General features: G+C 36.9%; 16 protein-coding genes. 13 read left to right on the forward strand and 3 right to left on the reverse strand.

Going from position 1 to position 15095, the window contains the following annotated elements; translation table 11 throughout:
- The first annotated feature begins 77 nt into the window (after positions 1-77).
- From ACYUJ6_RS05055 to ACYUJ6_RS05085, 7 genes are all read left to right on the forward strand, one after another.
- Positions 78-1451, forward strand: coding sequence for an acyclic terpene utilization AtuA family protein (locus ACYUJ6_RS05055; RefSeq protein ID WP_461844755.1), 1374 nt, complete (start codon positions 78-80; stop codon positions 1449-1451).
- Complete coding sequence (locus ACYUJ6_RS05060) at positions 1452-1772, forward strand: AtuA-related protein (RefSeq protein ID WP_461844756.1); 321 nt, start codon at positions 1452-1454, stop codon at positions 1770-1772.
- Between the two features lie 63 nt (positions 1773-1835).
- The gene (locus tag ACYUJ6_RS05065) at positions 1836-3098 is read left to right on the forward strand and encodes a hydroxymethylglutaryl-CoA reductase, degradative (RefSeq protein ID WP_461844757.1); all 1263 of its coding nucleotides are present in this window, start codon (positions 1836-1838) and stop codon (positions 3096-3098) included.
- Between the two features lie 141 nt (positions 3099-3239).
- Positions 3240-3653 carry a hypothetical protein gene (locus ACYUJ6_RS05070; RefSeq protein ID WP_461844758.1) on the forward strand — a complete coding sequence of 138 codons (414 nt, stop codon included), beginning with the start codon at positions 3240-3242 and terminating at the stop codon, positions 3651-3653.
- Positions 3654-3673: 20 nt separating this feature from the next.
- Positions 3674-5041 carry a tripartite tricarboxylate transporter permease gene (locus tag ACYUJ6_RS05075; protein ID WP_461844759.1) on the forward strand — a complete coding sequence of 456 codons (1368 nt, stop codon included), beginning with the start codon at positions 3674-3676 and terminating at the stop codon, positions 5039-5041.
- A 120-nt stretch (positions 5042-5161) separates the two neighbouring features.
- A complete protein-coding gene (locus ACYUJ6_RS05080; protein ID WP_461844760.1) occupies positions 5162-6517 on the forward strand; it encodes an acyclic terpene utilization AtuA family protein in 1356 nt (451 codons plus the stop codon).
- 2 nt (positions 6518-6519) lie between these two features.
- A complete protein-coding gene (locus ACYUJ6_RS05085) occupies positions 6520-6819 on the forward strand; it encodes an AtuA-related protein (RefSeq protein WP_461844761.1) in 300 nt (99 codons plus the stop codon).
- A 120-nt stretch (positions 6820-6939) separates the two neighbouring features.
- Here ACYUJ6_RS05085 and bioB read toward each other — a convergent pair whose 3' ends face one another.
- The gene (gene bioB, locus ACYUJ6_RS05090) at positions 6940-7926 is read right to left on the reverse strand and encodes a biotin synthase BioB (protein ID WP_461844762.1); all 987 of its coding nucleotides are present in this window, start codon (positions 7924-7926) and stop codon (positions 6940-6942) included.
- A 196-nt stretch (positions 7927-8122) separates the two neighbouring features.
- On the opposite strand from bioB, the gene ACYUJ6_RS05095 reads away from it, so the two are divergent.
- The 6 genes from ACYUJ6_RS05095 (at position 8123) to ACYUJ6_RS05120 (ending at position 13005) form a co-directional block, all read left to right on the forward strand.
- Positions 8123-8665 (forward strand): biotin transporter BioY, encoded by a 543-nt coding sequence (locus ACYUJ6_RS05095; protein ID WP_461844763.1) that lies wholly within the window; start codon positions 8123-8125, stop codon positions 8663-8665.
- Positions 8666-8698: 33 nt separating this feature from the next.
- Positions 8699-9424 carry a dethiobiotin synthase gene (bioD, locus tag ACYUJ6_RS05100; protein WP_461844764.1) on the forward strand — a complete coding sequence of 242 codons (726 nt, stop codon included), beginning with the start codon at positions 8699-8701 and terminating at the stop codon, positions 9422-9424.
- 23 nt (positions 9425-9447) lie between these two features.
- The gene (bioA, locus tag ACYUJ6_RS05105) at positions 9448-10797 is read left to right on the forward strand and encodes an adenosylmethionine--8-amino-7-oxononanoate transaminase (RefSeq protein WP_461844765.1); all 1350 of its coding nucleotides are present in this window, start codon (positions 9448-9450) and stop codon (positions 10795-10797) included.
- A 291-nt stretch (positions 10798-11088) separates the two neighbouring features.
- On the forward strand, positions 11089-11658 hold the full coding sequence (locus tag ACYUJ6_RS05110) for a phosphatase PAP2 family protein (RefSeq protein ID WP_461844766.1): 570 nt from the start codon (positions 11089-11091) through the stop codon (positions 11656-11658).
- A gap of 127 nt (positions 11659-11785) precedes the next feature.
- Positions 11786-12271: an ECF transporter S component gene (locus ACYUJ6_RS05115; protein WP_461844767.1), complete on the forward strand. Its 486-nt coding sequence runs from the start codon at positions 11786-11788 to the stop codon at positions 12269-12271.
- The gene (locus tag ACYUJ6_RS05120; RefSeq protein WP_461844768.1) at positions 12262-13005 is read left to right on the forward strand and encodes an AIR synthase related protein; all 744 of its coding nucleotides are present in this window, start codon (positions 12262-12264) and stop codon (positions 13003-13005) included. Before ACYUJ6_RS05115 ends, ACYUJ6_RS05120 begins: the two co-directional genes overlap by 10 nt.
- Before the next feature lie 59 nt (positions 13006-13064).
- Here the strand turns inward: ACYUJ6_RS05120 and cls are convergent, their stop codons facing one another.
- Positions 13065-14588, reverse strand: coding sequence for a cardiolipin synthase (gene cls / locus ACYUJ6_RS05125; RefSeq protein ID WP_461844769.1), 1524 nt, complete (start codon positions 14586-14588; stop codon positions 13065-13067).
- A gap of 63 nt (positions 14589-14651) precedes the next feature.
- Positions 14652-15047: a hypothetical protein gene (locus ACYUJ6_RS05130; RefSeq protein WP_461844770.1), complete on the reverse strand. Its 396-nt coding sequence runs from the start codon at positions 15045-15047 to the stop codon at positions 14652-14654.
- Positions 15048-15095: the final 48 nt, after the last annotated feature.

Here is a 15095-nt window from a genome sequence, read left to right on the forward strand (position 1 = left end):
CTCGTTTTTAAGGAAATGAAAACGTTGGCACAATACTTGCTCATTAAATATGGTACAAAGCAGAAGGAGGTATCAGAATGAATAATAAAAAAATACGTATCGGTGGTGGACAGGGATTTTGGGGTGACAGCAATGATGCCGCCATACATATGGTCAAGAGAGGCAATCTTGATTATATGGGGTGTGATTATCTTGCGGAACTAACTCTTTCCATTATGCAAAGACAGAAAAACAAAAACCCAGAAGCAGGATATGCAAGGGATTTTGTGAATTTGATAAGGGAAATTGGCAGAGAGAGCTTTGAAAAAAAAGTCAAAATCATATCTAATGCTGGCGGAATGAATATTCTTGGCTGTGTAAAAAAAATTGAAGAGATTGCAAAAGAACAGAAAATGTCAGGTTATAGGATTGGGTATGTGTTGGGAGATGATCTTAAATCACAAATACCTAAATTGCTTGCCCAGGGTGTTGAATTTAAAAATATGGATAATGGAGGGGATTTTCACGATATTGTAGACAAAATCTTAAATGTAAATGTATATCATGGGCACGAACCCATTGTAGAGTGTCTGGAGCAGGGGGCCGACATAGTGGTTACAGGAAGGGCTGCGGACTCGGCTTTATTTCTATCGCCGCTCATGTATGAATTTGGATGGGCTGAGGATGATTATGACAACCTTGCTAGAGGCATAATGGTTGGGCATTTACTTGAGTGTGGAGGACAAGGCTCTGGGGGTAACTATGACTATGACTGGCGTGGAGTCCCAAGGATGGATGAACTGGGATTTCCTATTGCAGAAATTACAGAGGACAAGCTTCACATAACGAAGGCACCTGACTGTGGAGGCATTGTTTGTGAACAGTCCTGTAAGGAGCAGTTTTTATATGAGGTGCATGATCCTGCCAATTATATTGCTCCGGATGTCACAGTTGATATCAGTCATGCCACACTTACTCAGGACGGTGACAACAGAGTTGAAGTTGCGGGAATAAAAGGCAAAAAACGTCCTGAACAATTAAAGTTGTGTGTTGGATATCATGCAGGCTATAAAGTGGAGACTTATTTGAGTTTTGCCTGGCCGGACGCCTATGAAAAAGCAAAATATGCAGCAGAAATACTTATGAAAAAGATGAAACGCAAAAATTTAAAAGCAGAGGAAATAAGGATAGATTATCTGGGGCTCAATGCACTTCATTTAAATGTTGCAAACATGGATCCTGAACTGGTTAAAAATATGAACGAAGTGGTTTTGAGGATTGCCATACGTACTGTGGATAAATCGGAGGCCTATAAAATAATTCCAGAAATTTCTCCACTGCAGTTAAATGGCCCTCCAGGAGCAAGCTTTTTTGGAGGAAGAGCCAAAGTGAGGGAAGTCATAGGTCTGTGGCCTACATTTGTCCCAAGGGATGCAGTGAAATTGACGTCGAATATTTTGGAGGTGAAGTAAATGGCTCAGGTATATTTGAAAGATCTGGCTCATGGGAGATCCGGGGATAAAGGTGACACAAGCAATGTATGTGTATTTGCCCGTGATCCCAAAGACTATGAGTTTTTGAAAAGGGTGCTGACGGTAGAAAAGGTAAAAGAGCATTTTGGGGATATGGTAAAGGGAGAAATTATAAGGTATGATGTGGACACTCTAAAGGGATTCAATTTTGTGATGAAACATGCACTGGGTGGAGGGGCAACCCTCTCCATAAGGTTGGACTCTCTTGGAAAATCAATGGGTTCTGCTTTTATGAGGATGAAGATTGATACAGAAGAGTAATCTGTGAGCAGAGGGCTGATAAAAGGTAAATAAATTATTATTGGATTTGAAAGGATGGGGAAAATGAAAACAAGTAGTTATTCGGGGTTTTATAAACTTTCACCAGAGGAAAGACTTAAGGAAGTAAGTGAATTTACGGGAATTTCAGAGGAGGAGCAGAAAATTATAAAAGAGCCAGGTGCACTTGATATAGATAAAGCAGATCATATGATTGAAAATGTAATTGGCACTTTTCAGCTTCCCATGGGAGTTGCACTTAATTTTATCATAAATGGCAGGGACTATGTTATACCTATGGTAATTGAAGAACCTTCTGTAGTTGCTGCTGCCAGCAATGCAGCTAAGATGGCCAGGGAAACCGGAGGTTTTTTTGCAAGCAGCACAGGTTCTATTATGATTGCCCAAATTCAGGTTATTGATGTGTCGGATCCAAATTATGCGAAAATGAAGATTTATGAGAACAAAGATAAAATTATTGAGATCTGCAATACCAAGGATCCCGTCTTGGTTAAATTCGGAGGCGGTGTTCAGGATATTGAAGTCAGGGTTATTCAATCCAGTGTAGGGGAAATGCTTGTTGTTCACCTTGAAGTCAACACCCTGGATGCAATGGGTGCAAATGCTGTTAATACAATGGCCGAAACTGTTGCACCTTTTATTGAAGAAATTACAGGAGGTAAAGTATATTTAAGAATTTTATCTAATCTGGCAGTACACAGACTTGTCCGTTCAAGGGCGACAATTAAAAAAGAGACTTTAGGCGGAGAAGAAGTTGTTGACAAGATAATAACCGCATATGCTTTTGCCGCTGCAGATCCCTACAGGGCAGCTACCCATAATAAAGGAGTTATGAATGGAATTATTCCTGTAGTTATAGCTACGGGCAACGATACAAGGGCAATAGAGTCAGGTGCCCATGCTTATGCTTCACGTTCAGGGCGGTATACATCCCTTACAACCTGGGAGAAGAATAAAGATGGAGATCTTGTGGGCACAATTGAAGTTCCCATGGCAGTTGGTCTTGTAGGAGGTGCTACGAAAATTCACCCTACAGCCAAGGTTGCAGTGAAAATGCTGGGAGTTAAAACTGCTGTAGAGCTTGGAGAAATCATTGCTTCAGTGGGATTGGCACAGAATCTTGCAGCTATCAAGGCTTTGGCTACAGAGGGTATTCAAAGAGGACATATGTCCCTTCATGCCAGAAATATAGCTTCCGTTGCAGGTGCAAAGGGTGAAATTCTTGAAAAGATTGTAAAGAAGATGGTTGAGGAAAAGAATGTAAGACTGGAATATGCCCAGGAGCTTATGAAGAAATATTCTAAGTAAAAATATTACTTGATGTAATATATCTCTAGCATTTAAGTTCTTAGCACGTGTTTGCTGAATGTTATCCATCTTGTATAAGTAAATGAATATTTACTTATACAAGAAAATAACATTATCAATTTAATTATGGAGGTTGATTTTATGGAAAAGAAAATTTATGCAGATATATGGGGCGATACAGTAAATGTTAGACATCTCTTTTTTGCAATTATTATTGGCATAGCTATTAGTTTACCGTGTTTTATTTTAAGCCTGAGTTTTATCCAGGTGCATTTTCCGCAAACACCATTGAAACTGTGCAAGGCTTATGCACTGTTGATTGGTATGCTGTCTTCCCTATTAAGTGCATTTATATCGGCTAAATTATTTAAGCCTAAACGTATCCTTCAGGAAAAAAATTTTTCTGAGGAAGAGAGAAATTTGGTGTTAAAAGAGCTTGACATAGATCTGGATAAAGAGAGAGAAGAGTTGAAGACAGTAGAAGATAAGGTTATAGAAGAAATGAAAAGCCTCCAGCTGTATGAACTATTTGCTGGAGAGAAAGAAAATAAATGAAGAAAAGGAGATGATAAACTATGAATGCATTGCTTTTGCACAATGTACTATGGGGTGTTGGAAGTGCACTTCTCGGCAGTGTGATCTTCTCATTTATAGGACTTATATCTGGAACTGATGAAACTGCTACAGTTGCACCAATAACGCTGTTGATCATTTTACTTGGATTTCCGCCTGTGGGCATATTTTCATTTTTTATCGGTGGAGCCGTTTCCAAACATATGACTCATGCCATTCCAACAGCTTTAATGGGTGTGCCTGGGGATACCATGGCCGTTCCACTTTTGGAACATGCAAACATTTTGAGAAGGTTGGGAGTTCCCCATGTTGCCCTCCGTAAGATGATTTCTGGGGCAATTATTGGAGCAATCATTGCACTGCCTATTTCAGTTGGCTTTGCCACATTACTTGCTCCATTTTCCCATATAGTGGAAATCTGGGCACCTATTATCTTTACAATTGCAGCAATTATAATAGCCTACACATCTAAGGGCAAATGGGCCAGTGTATTTGTACTTATACCTTTTGCTGTATTTCTCCAAGGTGTTATTAAATTAGCTAACGCCGGTCATCAAAGTATTTCCATAGGAATTTTTCTTGGAATTGCCATTGGTCCTATGTTTGCCGATATAATTACTCTTTTATCCCCTGTGACACATGGTTCAATTCTCAAAAGTTCACCAAGAGAATTCTGGCTGGCTCCAGAACTGAAGACATGGAAGGGCTATTTTCCTAATCCCCTTAAAATACTCACACGTAGACAAGCTGCATATACCTGTGCAGGAGCCGGCATTTCTGCCCTTACTTTTACATTTAGTCCCGTAGGTATGACAGTAATGATTGGAGAAGTAGTGGCATCCAAGGTAAAGAGTTTATACCAGCGTCTTACAACTTGTCTGAGTGTGATGAATGCTGTAACTGAAGCAACTTATGTAGCTGAGACATTGATCCCTCTAATAGCTTTTGGAATACCACTTAGTCCTGTAGGACTTGGACCGGCAGGTCCACTGTTCAATGCTCCTCCTGTGTTTTCAAGCCAGCCTGTCCACAATTTGCATAATCTGCTGACACCGGGACAATTTGCATTATATGGGCTGATAGGAATTGTAACAGCTTATATCATAGCATATCCATTATCTATGAATTATGCCAGAACGGCCAGTGCGTGGGTTTTAAAAAATGTCAGCCAGGAAGCTATAATATGTATGTTTGTAGGATTGATAACGGTTTTATCATTTTATGAAGCTGGTTTTGTTGGAGTCGGAATTTCAATTACAATCGGCATCTTTGGAGGTATATTAAACAGGTTCTTTGGTGTGCATACTGGAGTGCAGTACATGACTTATTATGCATCCAGCTGGATGGTACTTAAGCTTTTCGGAATTTAATGAAATAACTTTTAGGCTTAAATGAAATTCCTTTAAAAAGATTGCTCATGGAGAAGGCTGCTCAGGGTAAAATTTGAAGCAGTCTTTTTTAAATAAATGTCTCTCGGAGGTTATTTTAATATGAAAAAAATAAGAATAGGTTCGGGTGCTGGATTTGCGGGGGATAGAATAGAACCTGCCCTGGAAATTTTGAAAAAGGGGAATATAGATTATATTATATTTGAGTGTTTAGCGGAGAGAACCATAGCAATTAACCAGCAGCAAAAGTTGTTTAATGGGGATAAAGGTTATAATGAGTTTCTTGAGCATCGTATGAGGAAAATACTACCTTTATGTGTTGAAAAGGGAGTAAAGGTGATAACCAATATGGGCTCTGCAAATCCTGCAGCTGCAATTAAAGTTATAAAAGAGATTGCACTGGATATGGGAATAAGGGGAATGAAAATAGCAGCAGTGCTGGGAGATGATATTTTAGATAGGATAGACAGATATATGAATTGTGAAGTACTTGAAAATGGTAAAAAATTGGACTCCATAAATTCACAAATAGTTTCGGCAAATGCATATACAGGAGTAAAGGGCATAGTGGAAGCTTTAAATAACGGATCGCATATTGTAGTAACTGGAAGGACAGCAGATCCTTCACTGGTTTTGGCGCCGTTGATGTTTGAATTTGGCTGGAGGAAGAATGATTATGAGCTTCTTGGCAAAGGTACTTTAGCTGGACATTTGCTTGAATGTGCAGGCCAGATAACGGGAGGTTATTTTGCAGATCCTGGATACAAGGATGTACCGGAGCTGTGGAATCTAGGATTTCCAATAGCAGAGGTAACTGAAAATGGTAATATAATTATAACAAAGCTTGAGGATTCAGGTGGAATGATTACTGAACATACCTGTAAAGAGCAGATTTTGTATGAGATCCATGATCCATCAAATTATTTCACACCGGATGTAATAGCGGATTTTTCAGAAGTAGCTGTGGAAGAAATTGAAAAAAATAAAGTTTTAGTAAAAGGTGCAAGTGGAAAAGAGAAGAGCGGTTTATTCAAGGTGAGTATAGGTTATAAAGATTGCTATATAGGAGAAGGTGAAATAAGCTATGGGGGATCAGGAGCCTATGACAGAGCCAGATTGGCTGGAGAAATAGTGAGAAAGAGGCTTAAATATATAAATTTGCCTGTAAAAGAATTGAGAATTGATTTTATGGGGGTGAACTCTCTTTACGGAAATAATTTAAGCAGTATATTAAATGACAATAAAGTGGATTTTAAAGAAGTAAGACTCAGGGTGGCAGCGAGAACATTGAATAGAGAAGATGCAGAAACAATAGGAAATGAAGTTGAGGCTCTCTATACCAATGGGCCCTCAGGAGGAGGGGGAGCAAGAAAGTATACAAGGGATGTGGTGTCAATTGCATCTATATTTGTGCCTGACAAAGATATAATAACGAAAGTGATCTATAAGGAGGTATAAAAATGAAATTAAGGGATATTGCACATTCACGGACGGGAGACAAGGGGAATATTTCAAATATATCACTTATAGCCTATAGAGATGATAATTATGAACTGATTAAAAAAACTGTCACTGCTAAAAGAGTAAAAAATTGGTTTAAGGATATAGTAAAAGGAGAAGTTATAAGGTATGAACTGCCCAAAATCTGTGCCTTGAATTTTGTCATGTATGATGCTCTGGGCGGAGGGGTTACAAGAACGCTGTCACTGGATGCCCATGGAAAAAGCTTGAGTTCGGTTTTACTTGACATGGATATATAATTTAGGTGGGATAAGCTGGAAATGAGAAGTGAAAAGTTAAAAATAAGTGAGAACTTTAGGCATTTGCCAAAAATTTAACAAGACTATTAATTCTTAACTCTTCACTTTTCTATAGTTTCATCAATAGGTTAAATTCAAATCCTGAAGCATTTGAAAATCTTTGTTTACTTCCTGTCCCCCTGTAGTTAGATAGTCTCCTATCAGCATGCCGTTTATGCCCGCAATAAATCCCAGGGGCTGAAGACTCTTGAGATTTTTCTCTCTTCCACCGGCGAATCTTATGTTTTTATCAGGCAATATAAATCTCATTATGGCAAAAGTTTTTATTATTTCCATAGGAGAAAGGGGAGCCGCATTTTCAAGTCTTGTACCTTTGACTGGATTCAACACATTTAAAGGTACTGCGTCCACATCCAGTTCCTTTAACAAGAATGCATGTTCTATGCGCTGTTCCATGGTTTCCCCCAAACCTATAATCATTCCGGAGCATACTTCCATACCTGCTTTTTTTGCATAGCGTATGGTGTCAATCCTTTCTTCATATCCGTGAGTTGAAACAATTTTAGGGAAAAAGCTTCTTGCTGTCTCAAGGTTGTGGTTATAGCGTTCAACTCCTGCATCTGCCAGCTGCTCTGCCGCATCCATGGTAAGCGTTCCAAGGCAGGCGCATAATTTCAAATTGGTACTCTCCTTCATCCTTTTGAAGGCATTTAATATGATTTTAAAATTCTTTTCTTTTCCAGTATAACCAAGGCCGCTTGTACAAATATCACAGTGCCTGGCACCTGCTTTTTCACGTCTTATTGCAGTTTCCACGATTTTATCTTCATCCACAAGAGGATAACATTTTGCATCTGTATGATGATGGGCAGACTGAGCACAAAATGCACAATCCTCAGGACAATTGCCTGATTTTGCATTTATTACGGAACATAAATCCACATTATTTCCATTGAATTCTGCTCTTATTTTATTGGCAAAGCTGCACAGCAGAAATATATCACTGTCTTTAGATTTCCCCAGGGTTTCAGCTTCCTTCCTTGTAATGTTTCCTCCGTTTAAGATTTTCTGTCCTGTTTTTAATATTTCATTCCATAATTCATCCATAAAAATACTCCCTATACAATTTATTTATTGTAAACTTAATTTTATATAAAGGTTAACAATATGATTATAACAACATATAAACAATATATCAATACATTTTTATATTGACAAAGCATTAAATATGAAATTATAATAAGTAATTGTAAACTTGTTTTTAATTAAAGGTTGACGATTAATTAAAAAGTGAGTGATCTTGATGAAAACGAAAGATATGGTTTTAGTATCAATTTTTGCTGCATTGACAGCTGTAGGTGCTTTTATAAGGATACCAATACCCTTTGTGCCTTTTACGCTGCAGTGGCTGTTCTGTGCATTGAGCGGAATTCTTCTGGGGGCCAGATTGGGAGCGCTGTCTCAAATATTATATGTGGGAATGGGCCTTATGGGAATCCCCATTTTTACAGAAGGAGGAGGATTATCTTATGTATTCAAGCCTACTTTTGGATATTTGATAGGTTTTATAGTAGCTGCCTACGTAATTGGAAAATTATCAGCTCAAATTAAAAATATTACTTTTATAAAATCCCTGTTATGTGTTCTAAGTGGATTGTTCTTCGTATATCTATTCGGTGTATTACATTTGTATCTAATTTATAATTTATACATGGGTGACAGCAGGACCATTGGATGGGCCATATTTTACGGCTTTATTATATGCGTAGGCGGTGATCTTATGATAAGTGTATCAGTGGCGCTTTTGTCTTTAAAATTAAAGGTCTTGAAAATTGTCTGTAATTGAGTTTTAAAAATAGAAACTGGAGGGTATTTATAAATGACAAAAGGTATTTATGTAGTGGGAACGGATACGGAAATCGGAAAAACACTGGTTACTGGAGCTTTAGTTTATATTCTGTGCAAAAATGGCTGCAAAACAGCTTATTTTAAAGCTGCATTAAGCGGTGCTGAATCCGTAAATGGAAGGATTATACCGGGAGATACTGAATTTGTATGCTCCATTGCCGGTATTCACGAGAAATATGAAGATTTAACACCCTATATTTATGAAACAGCAGTTTCCCCTTATCTGGCTTCAAAAATTGAGAACAAACCCATTGATATAAAAGTGATTGAGGATAAATTAAATAATCTAAAGAAAAAATATGATTATATTATATGTGAAGGAAGCGGAGGTGTAACCTGTCCTATTGCAGATGTCAACAGCCGGATATACACTCTGGACAATCTAATAAAACACATGAACATGGATGTTGTTCTGGTTGCCAGGGCAGGTCTTGGAACTATAAATCATACACTTTTGACAGTGGATTACCTGAAAAATAAAGGTATCTCCATAAAGGGGATTATAATAAACGGATATAAGGACAACATGCTCTGCAGGGATAATATAAAGATGATTGAAAAGATGACAGGTATTCCCGTACTTGGGATTATGCCTTTCATAGATACAAAATTGGAGGAACTCATGGAAGATGTGAAAAGGGCATCTGAAAAGGTATTTGATTCAAGAAAAATAATTGATTGTATGAAAGAAATATAAAATCTTATAGGTTGGTGAAAAATATGGAAGAACTTGAAAAAAAGGATTTAAAGTACATATGGCATCCATGTACTCAGATGAAGGATTGTGAAAAACTGCCCCCTATTATAATAGAAAAAGGCAAGGGGTGTTATTTATATGATATACAGGGCAATTCCTACCTGGACTGTATAAGTTCATGGTGGACAAATATATTTGGGCATAGTAATCCCAGAATTAATAAAGCAATTGAAGGGCAATTAAGCCAAATTGAGCATGTGATTTTTGCACACTTTTCCAATAAGGCCGCTGTTGAATTTGCAGAGAGGCTTGTTGAAATTACTCCAGAAGGATTATCCAAGGTATTCTTTTCGGATAATGGATCCTCTGCAGTGGAAATAGCCTTAAAAATGAGCTTTCAATATTATCAGCAGATTGGAAAACCTAAAAAAATCAGATTTGCAGCTATAACCGGTGCATATCATGGAGAAACCATAGGTGCCTTATCTGTAGGTGATTTGGATCTCTACAGCAAAATCTACAAGCCCCTTCTCATAGATACCCTGAGAGTTCAGGGGCCTGACTGCTATAGGTGTGAATATGGGAAAGAGAGATGCAGCTGCGATGCCCAGTGTTTTGAGCATATGGAAAGATCACTTGCTCTTCATCATGAGGAGCTCTGTGCTGTAATTATAGAACCTATGGTTCAGGGAGCGGCAGGCATGAAAATGTATTCTCCGGTGTATTTGAAAAAACTTAGAAAAGCCTGTGACTACTATGATATTATTTTGATTGCAGATGAAATAGCCGTTGGCTTTGGAAGAACAGGAAAGATGTTCGCATGCAATCATGCAGATATAAGTCCGGACATAATGTGTTTATCCAAGGGCATCAGTGCAGGTTATATGCCTATGTCTGCAGTTGTAACTACAGAAAAAATATACAATGCTTTTTATGATGATTATGTTAAACTGAAGACTTTCATACACAGCCATACCTATGCAGGTAATGCAATGGCCTGTGCTGCAGCCTGCGAAAGTCTCAATATATTTAAAGATGAGAATATAATTGAAAAAAATATTGAAAAATCCAGGCTCATTGGAGAACTGACAGCTAAAAAAGCAAAAAGCCTTGATTGTGTGGGAGATGTCCGCCAGCTTGGAATGATAACAGCCATAGAACTGATTAAAGATAAAAAAAACAAGGAGTGCTTTGACTGGAGAGACAGGGTAGGCTATGGAATATATAAGACAGCTTTAAAAAAGGGACTCCTTCTGAGGCCTATAGGGGATATACTGTATTTTATGCCTCCCTATGTTATAGAAAAAAATGATATGGAATTTATGGTGGACAAATGCTTTGAAAGTATTATTGAATACTTTGGATTACATTGATGAATATCTAATGAAATATTAAGCAAGGGGGCATAATACTGGGGACTTTGTCTCCAGACCCCGGACGTTTATACTATCCCCTAATTATGGATTAGGGGACATTACTCTAATTACATAAAGGTAAAAGTAATGAACTTTCATAAAAAGAACACTTAAGATGTGATATAATTTCTTATGGGAATAAGTTAAAATGGTAAATTAATAGAACAAAATGGAGGGAATTTAATTATGGATGATTTTGAAAATATACCTGACTAGTTATGGGATAAAATACAAAAGGGGTAATAGGATATGATATATTTGATGCATCAATTCGATAATTCCATACTTCAGTTCATACAAAATAACATGTATGGACCTTTTATGGATAAATTTATGATTTTCATTACCCGATTGGGGAACCTGGGAACTATATGGGTTATAATAGCGGTAATTCTCATAATAACTAAAAAGTATAGAAATGCGGGTATTGCAACTTTGTGTGCTGTGATTTTGGGAGCTGTACTGGGCGAAGGCATAATTAAACATCTGGTTCAAAGACCCAGGCCATTTGCAGAATATGGTGCCGCAAATCTTTTGATTTCAAGGCCTCTGTCTTCATCCTTCCCCTCAGGGCATACTACGGCAGCCTTTGCAGCAGCAGGAGTGTTGTCCAGGTATTTTAAAAGATATGCAGCAGGATTTTTTATATTGGCATTTTTGATAGCTTTTTCAAGATTGTATCTGTATGTTCACTATCCTACAGATGTTTTGGCAGGTATGATTTTAGGAATTATCTGCAGTAAAATTGTATTGTGGGGTCTGGCTGCAGGAGGTTTTAGCAGACGATTTCATGGGACAAGTAGTAAAAAGCGACAATGACTGGCTAATTTAAAAACCAGTGCATTTTTAATTCATTTCAATTATAATAAAAGCAGAACAGTCATCAGTATGACTATTGTGTCCAAAAATAATATTTTACAAAAATTGAAAAGGGGATGATAAAATTATGAAAACAAGAAAATTGGTTATAATAGCACTTTTTATAGCCATGAGTTTTATAGGGGCAAATATAAAAATTGCAGGAAGCATAGCCTTTGACTCTATGGCTGGATTTTTAGGTACATTGATACTGGGGCCTTTATATGGAGCACTCATAGGGGCCATTGGACATCTGCTCACAGCAGCTGTAAGCGGGTTCCCCCTTAGTCTGCCCATACATATGATCATTATGGCGGATATGGCACTTACCATGTTTTTATTTGGAATTACATATAAATTTTTTTCAAGGTCAAATGAAATTATATCAATAATTATATCAAGTATAGTTGGAATTTTAATAAACGGTCCATTATCAGTATTTATGCTCATGCCAATAATGGGAAAAGCTGTATTGGCAATGCTTCCGCTTCTGGTACTTGCAGCTGCATTGAATATTTTAATAGCACATGCTGTATATAAGTTTTTACCAAGGAGTATAAAGCTATGGAAGTGAAAAAAATAAGGGATTTAAGTTTAATAACTTTGGATGAAAGCAGAACTATGGTTATAGCTTGTGACAGCTGCGGAGGTGTTGGAAGTAAAAAGGGGGATGCACTTAAGGTACCTCCTTTTTACGTGGGCAGGTTAACGGCCAGAGTGGTATTGTTAGAAGTGATTTGCTCGGGGTCAGAGATCATTACTATTACAAATACCATTTGCAATGAAATGGATAATACAGGTTTAGAGATAATTAGGGGAATAAAAGAGGAGTTGAGAGAGGCAGGTATCAGGGATGTGGTGCTCACAGGCAGTACCGAGGAGAATTTTGAAACCTCTTCTACAGCTCTGGGAGTAACTGCTGTAGGTATAGCAGTTACTAAGAATCTAAAAGTAAACAGCATAAAAGGGGAAGCGGTGATAATAAGTGTAGGCATGCCCAAGGTAGGAGATGAAATAAATCTTGAAGGTGATGAAGAAATAGTGAATTATGAAACAGTATATAAATTGCTGCACAATGATTTTATATATGAAATAGTTCCTGTGGGATCAAGGGGAATAGCCTATGAAGCAGGGCAGCTTGCAGTAAACAATAATTTAAAATTTTATATGGAAGACAGGTGCAGCGTAGATGTTGAAAAGTCAGGGGGACCGGAAACCTCTGTAATTGCAGCAGTGGATTTGGAAGGTATTGGGAGTATACAGACAGATATATCAGGAGTAAATATCATAGGGTATTTAAAACCATAGGAATTTTTAAAATATGCAGATGTTTATGGACAATGGAAAAACCCCATCAGCAGAATTCATTATGCCAAAGGAGCAAACATCCTTAAAATGGATTCCAGAACCTTTTTTAAAAAGCATCTTTTTTCCCAGGCATCTTTTTCTATTTTTCTGCATACACTCATGGTATTTACAAAGTCTTTGTAAATATCATCTATTATGGGAACATCATACATATAGGCTGCACATTCAAAATGCAGGTACAGGCTCCTGTAGTCCATATTTATAGTTCCAACCACGGCACATTCTCCATCGGAAACAAAGGTTTTTCCATGAATAAATCCAGGTGTGTATTCATATATCTTTACCCCTGAATCCAGCAGTCTGTCATAATGGGATCTTGTAAGAACTTGTACTGACTTTTTATCAGGTATAAAGGGAGTTATTATTCTTACATCAACCCCTCTTTGGGCAGCAAGGGAAAGTGCCAGTACCATTTCATACCCTATTATCAAATAGGGAGTTGTAATATAAATGTAATTCTTGGCACTGTTTATAATGCTCAGGTATACATTCTGGGCTATATCGTCATGTTCTTCAGGACTGCTGTTGTACGGAACTACAACACCTGTATATTTTTCAAACTTGGTCTCGAACTGGTATTTTTTAAAAGTTTCTTTTTTCTTTGTTATTGACTGCCACATCCTTAAAAACATGGATGTAAAGCTGTAAACTGCATCTCCTTCCAAATATATTCCCATGTCCTTCCAATAGCCATATTTTCTGTAGGAATTTATATATTCATCACCTATATTCATTCCTCCGGTGAAGGCGACTTTTCCGTCAATTATTGTCATTTTTCTGTGATCCCTGTAATTCAGCATCACATTCAATAATATTTTTATAGGATTGAAAATTTTAAACTTTATATTGTTTTCTCTCAGGGACTTTTCAAAATCTTTTGGAAGGACAAATATCGAACCTATATAATCTACTAAAATTCTCACCTCAACTCCACTGCCTGCCTTCTCTTTTAATATTTCGAAGATTTCATTCCACATCTTGCCTTTTGAAATTATAAAGTATTCCAGGAATATGAACTTATCTGCTTTTTTTAATTCCTCCAAATATTTTTTGTACATACTTTCTCCAGAAGAAAAATAAACCACTTTTGTATTGAAATAAGCACCATATCCGCTTATATTTTTAATAAGCCTTGTTTCATTATATCGGGTTTTATTTTCTTTTTTTAACAGTGACAACATGGATTGATTTTCTTCAGGAAATATTTTTTCACCCAGTTCTATTTTATTTATTTTATTAAAATTACGCTTTATTCCAACCCTGGACAAGATATAAATGATAACCCCTACTATTGGAATCAGTAGTATTAATGCTATCCAGCTGATTTTATAAGATGTGTTTTTGTCCTTATAGTTCAGGTGGATTACAGAAATAGCACTTACAATTTCAAAAAATACGAAATAGTATATAAAAAATATATTGAATATGTTGTATACAAGTGCTATAGCTATAAATTGAAATATCAGCCAGAACATAAACACTATGAATTTTAAAATTGAAACAAATATTTTTCTTTCACCCAATTGTAGCACCTGCTCTTATATTTTTAGTCTACAAATCAGTCAATGATTTGAATTTTAGAAATTTTATGATTTTCCCCTGAAAATAGTTCCACAGTTTTTACAGGTTATGGTTATTTTACCCTTGTGTTTTGGTACTCTCATTTTCTGGGAGCAATTTGGGCATTTGAATATTTTGTAATATCTGTGGTTGTCAATTGAACTTTTATATCCTTTAAACCATCTGGACAGGGGAGAAATAAAATTGTCGTAGGCTTCCAGTTCCTTGTGCCTCCTGTATTTGTTTCTTGAAAGGCATCTCCAGGTAGAATATACTATGCATACTAAGCCAAAGGTGGCACTGTGCCTAAATAAAGAGAATATAAATCCCGCTATATAAAGATGTGTTGAAAGTTTATCAATGCCATAGCTGTTTCTAAAATAGTAGGAAATCTTATCTAAGTATTTATTCAAATTTATCACTCCTGTAAATTAAGCTTTATATTGCTATTATACCAGTATTATATGATA

The organism is Clostridium sp. JNZ X4-2 (genome assembly GCF_054889485.1).

Bases quoted from the DNA above. Each gene is read 5' to 3' on its own strand.
- ACYUJ6_RS05055 (WP_461844755.1), top strand. From the start codon at position 78: ATGAATAATAAAAAAATACGTATCGGTGGTGGACAGGGATTTTGGGGT.
- ACYUJ6_RS05060 (WP_461844756.1), top strand. From the start codon at position 1,452: ATGGCTCAGGTATATTTGAAAGATCTGGCTCATGGGAGATCCGGGGAT.
- ACYUJ6_RS05065 (WP_461844757.1), top strand. From the start codon at position 1,836: ATGAAAACAAGTAGTTATTCGGGGTTTTATAAACTTTCACCAGAGGAA.
- ACYUJ6_RS05070 (WP_461844758.1), top strand. From the start codon at position 3,240: ATGGAAAAGAAAATTTATGCAGATATATGGGGCGATACAGTAAATGTT.
- ACYUJ6_RS05075 (WP_461844759.1), top strand. From the start codon at position 3,674: ATGAATGCATTGCTTTTGCACAATGTACTATGGGGTGTTGGAAGTGCA.
- ACYUJ6_RS05080 (WP_461844760.1), top strand. From the start codon at position 5,162: ATGAAAAAAATAAGAATAGGTTCGGGTGCTGGATTTGCGGGGGATAGA.
- ACYUJ6_RS05085 (WP_461844761.1), top strand. From the start codon at position 6,520: ATGAAATTAAGGGATATTGCACATTCACGGACGGGAGACAAGGGGAAT.
- bioB (WP_461844762.1), bottom strand. From the start codon at position 7,926: ATGGATGAATTATGGAATGAAATATTAAAAACAGGACAGAAAATCTTA.
- ACYUJ6_RS05095 (WP_461844763.1), top strand. From the start codon at position 8,123: ATGAAAACGAAAGATATGGTTTTAGTATCAATTTTTGCTGCATTGACA.
- bioD (WP_461844764.1), top strand. From the start codon at position 8,699: ATGACAAAAGGTATTTATGTAGTGGGAACGGATACGGAAATCGGAAAA.
- bioA (WP_461844765.1), top strand. From the start codon at position 9,448: ATGGAAGAACTTGAAAAAAAGGATTTAAAGTACATATGGCATCCATGT.
- ACYUJ6_RS05110 (WP_461844766.1), top strand. From the start codon at position 11,089: ATGATATATTTGATGCATCAATTCGATAATTCCATACTTCAGTTCATA.
- ACYUJ6_RS05115 (WP_461844767.1), top strand. From the start codon at position 11,786: ATGAAAACAAGAAAATTGGTTATAATAGCACTTTTTATAGCCATGAGT.
- ACYUJ6_RS05120 (WP_461844768.1), top strand. From the start codon at position 12,262: ATGGAAGTGAAAAAAATAAGGGATTTAAGTTTAATAACTTTGGATGAA.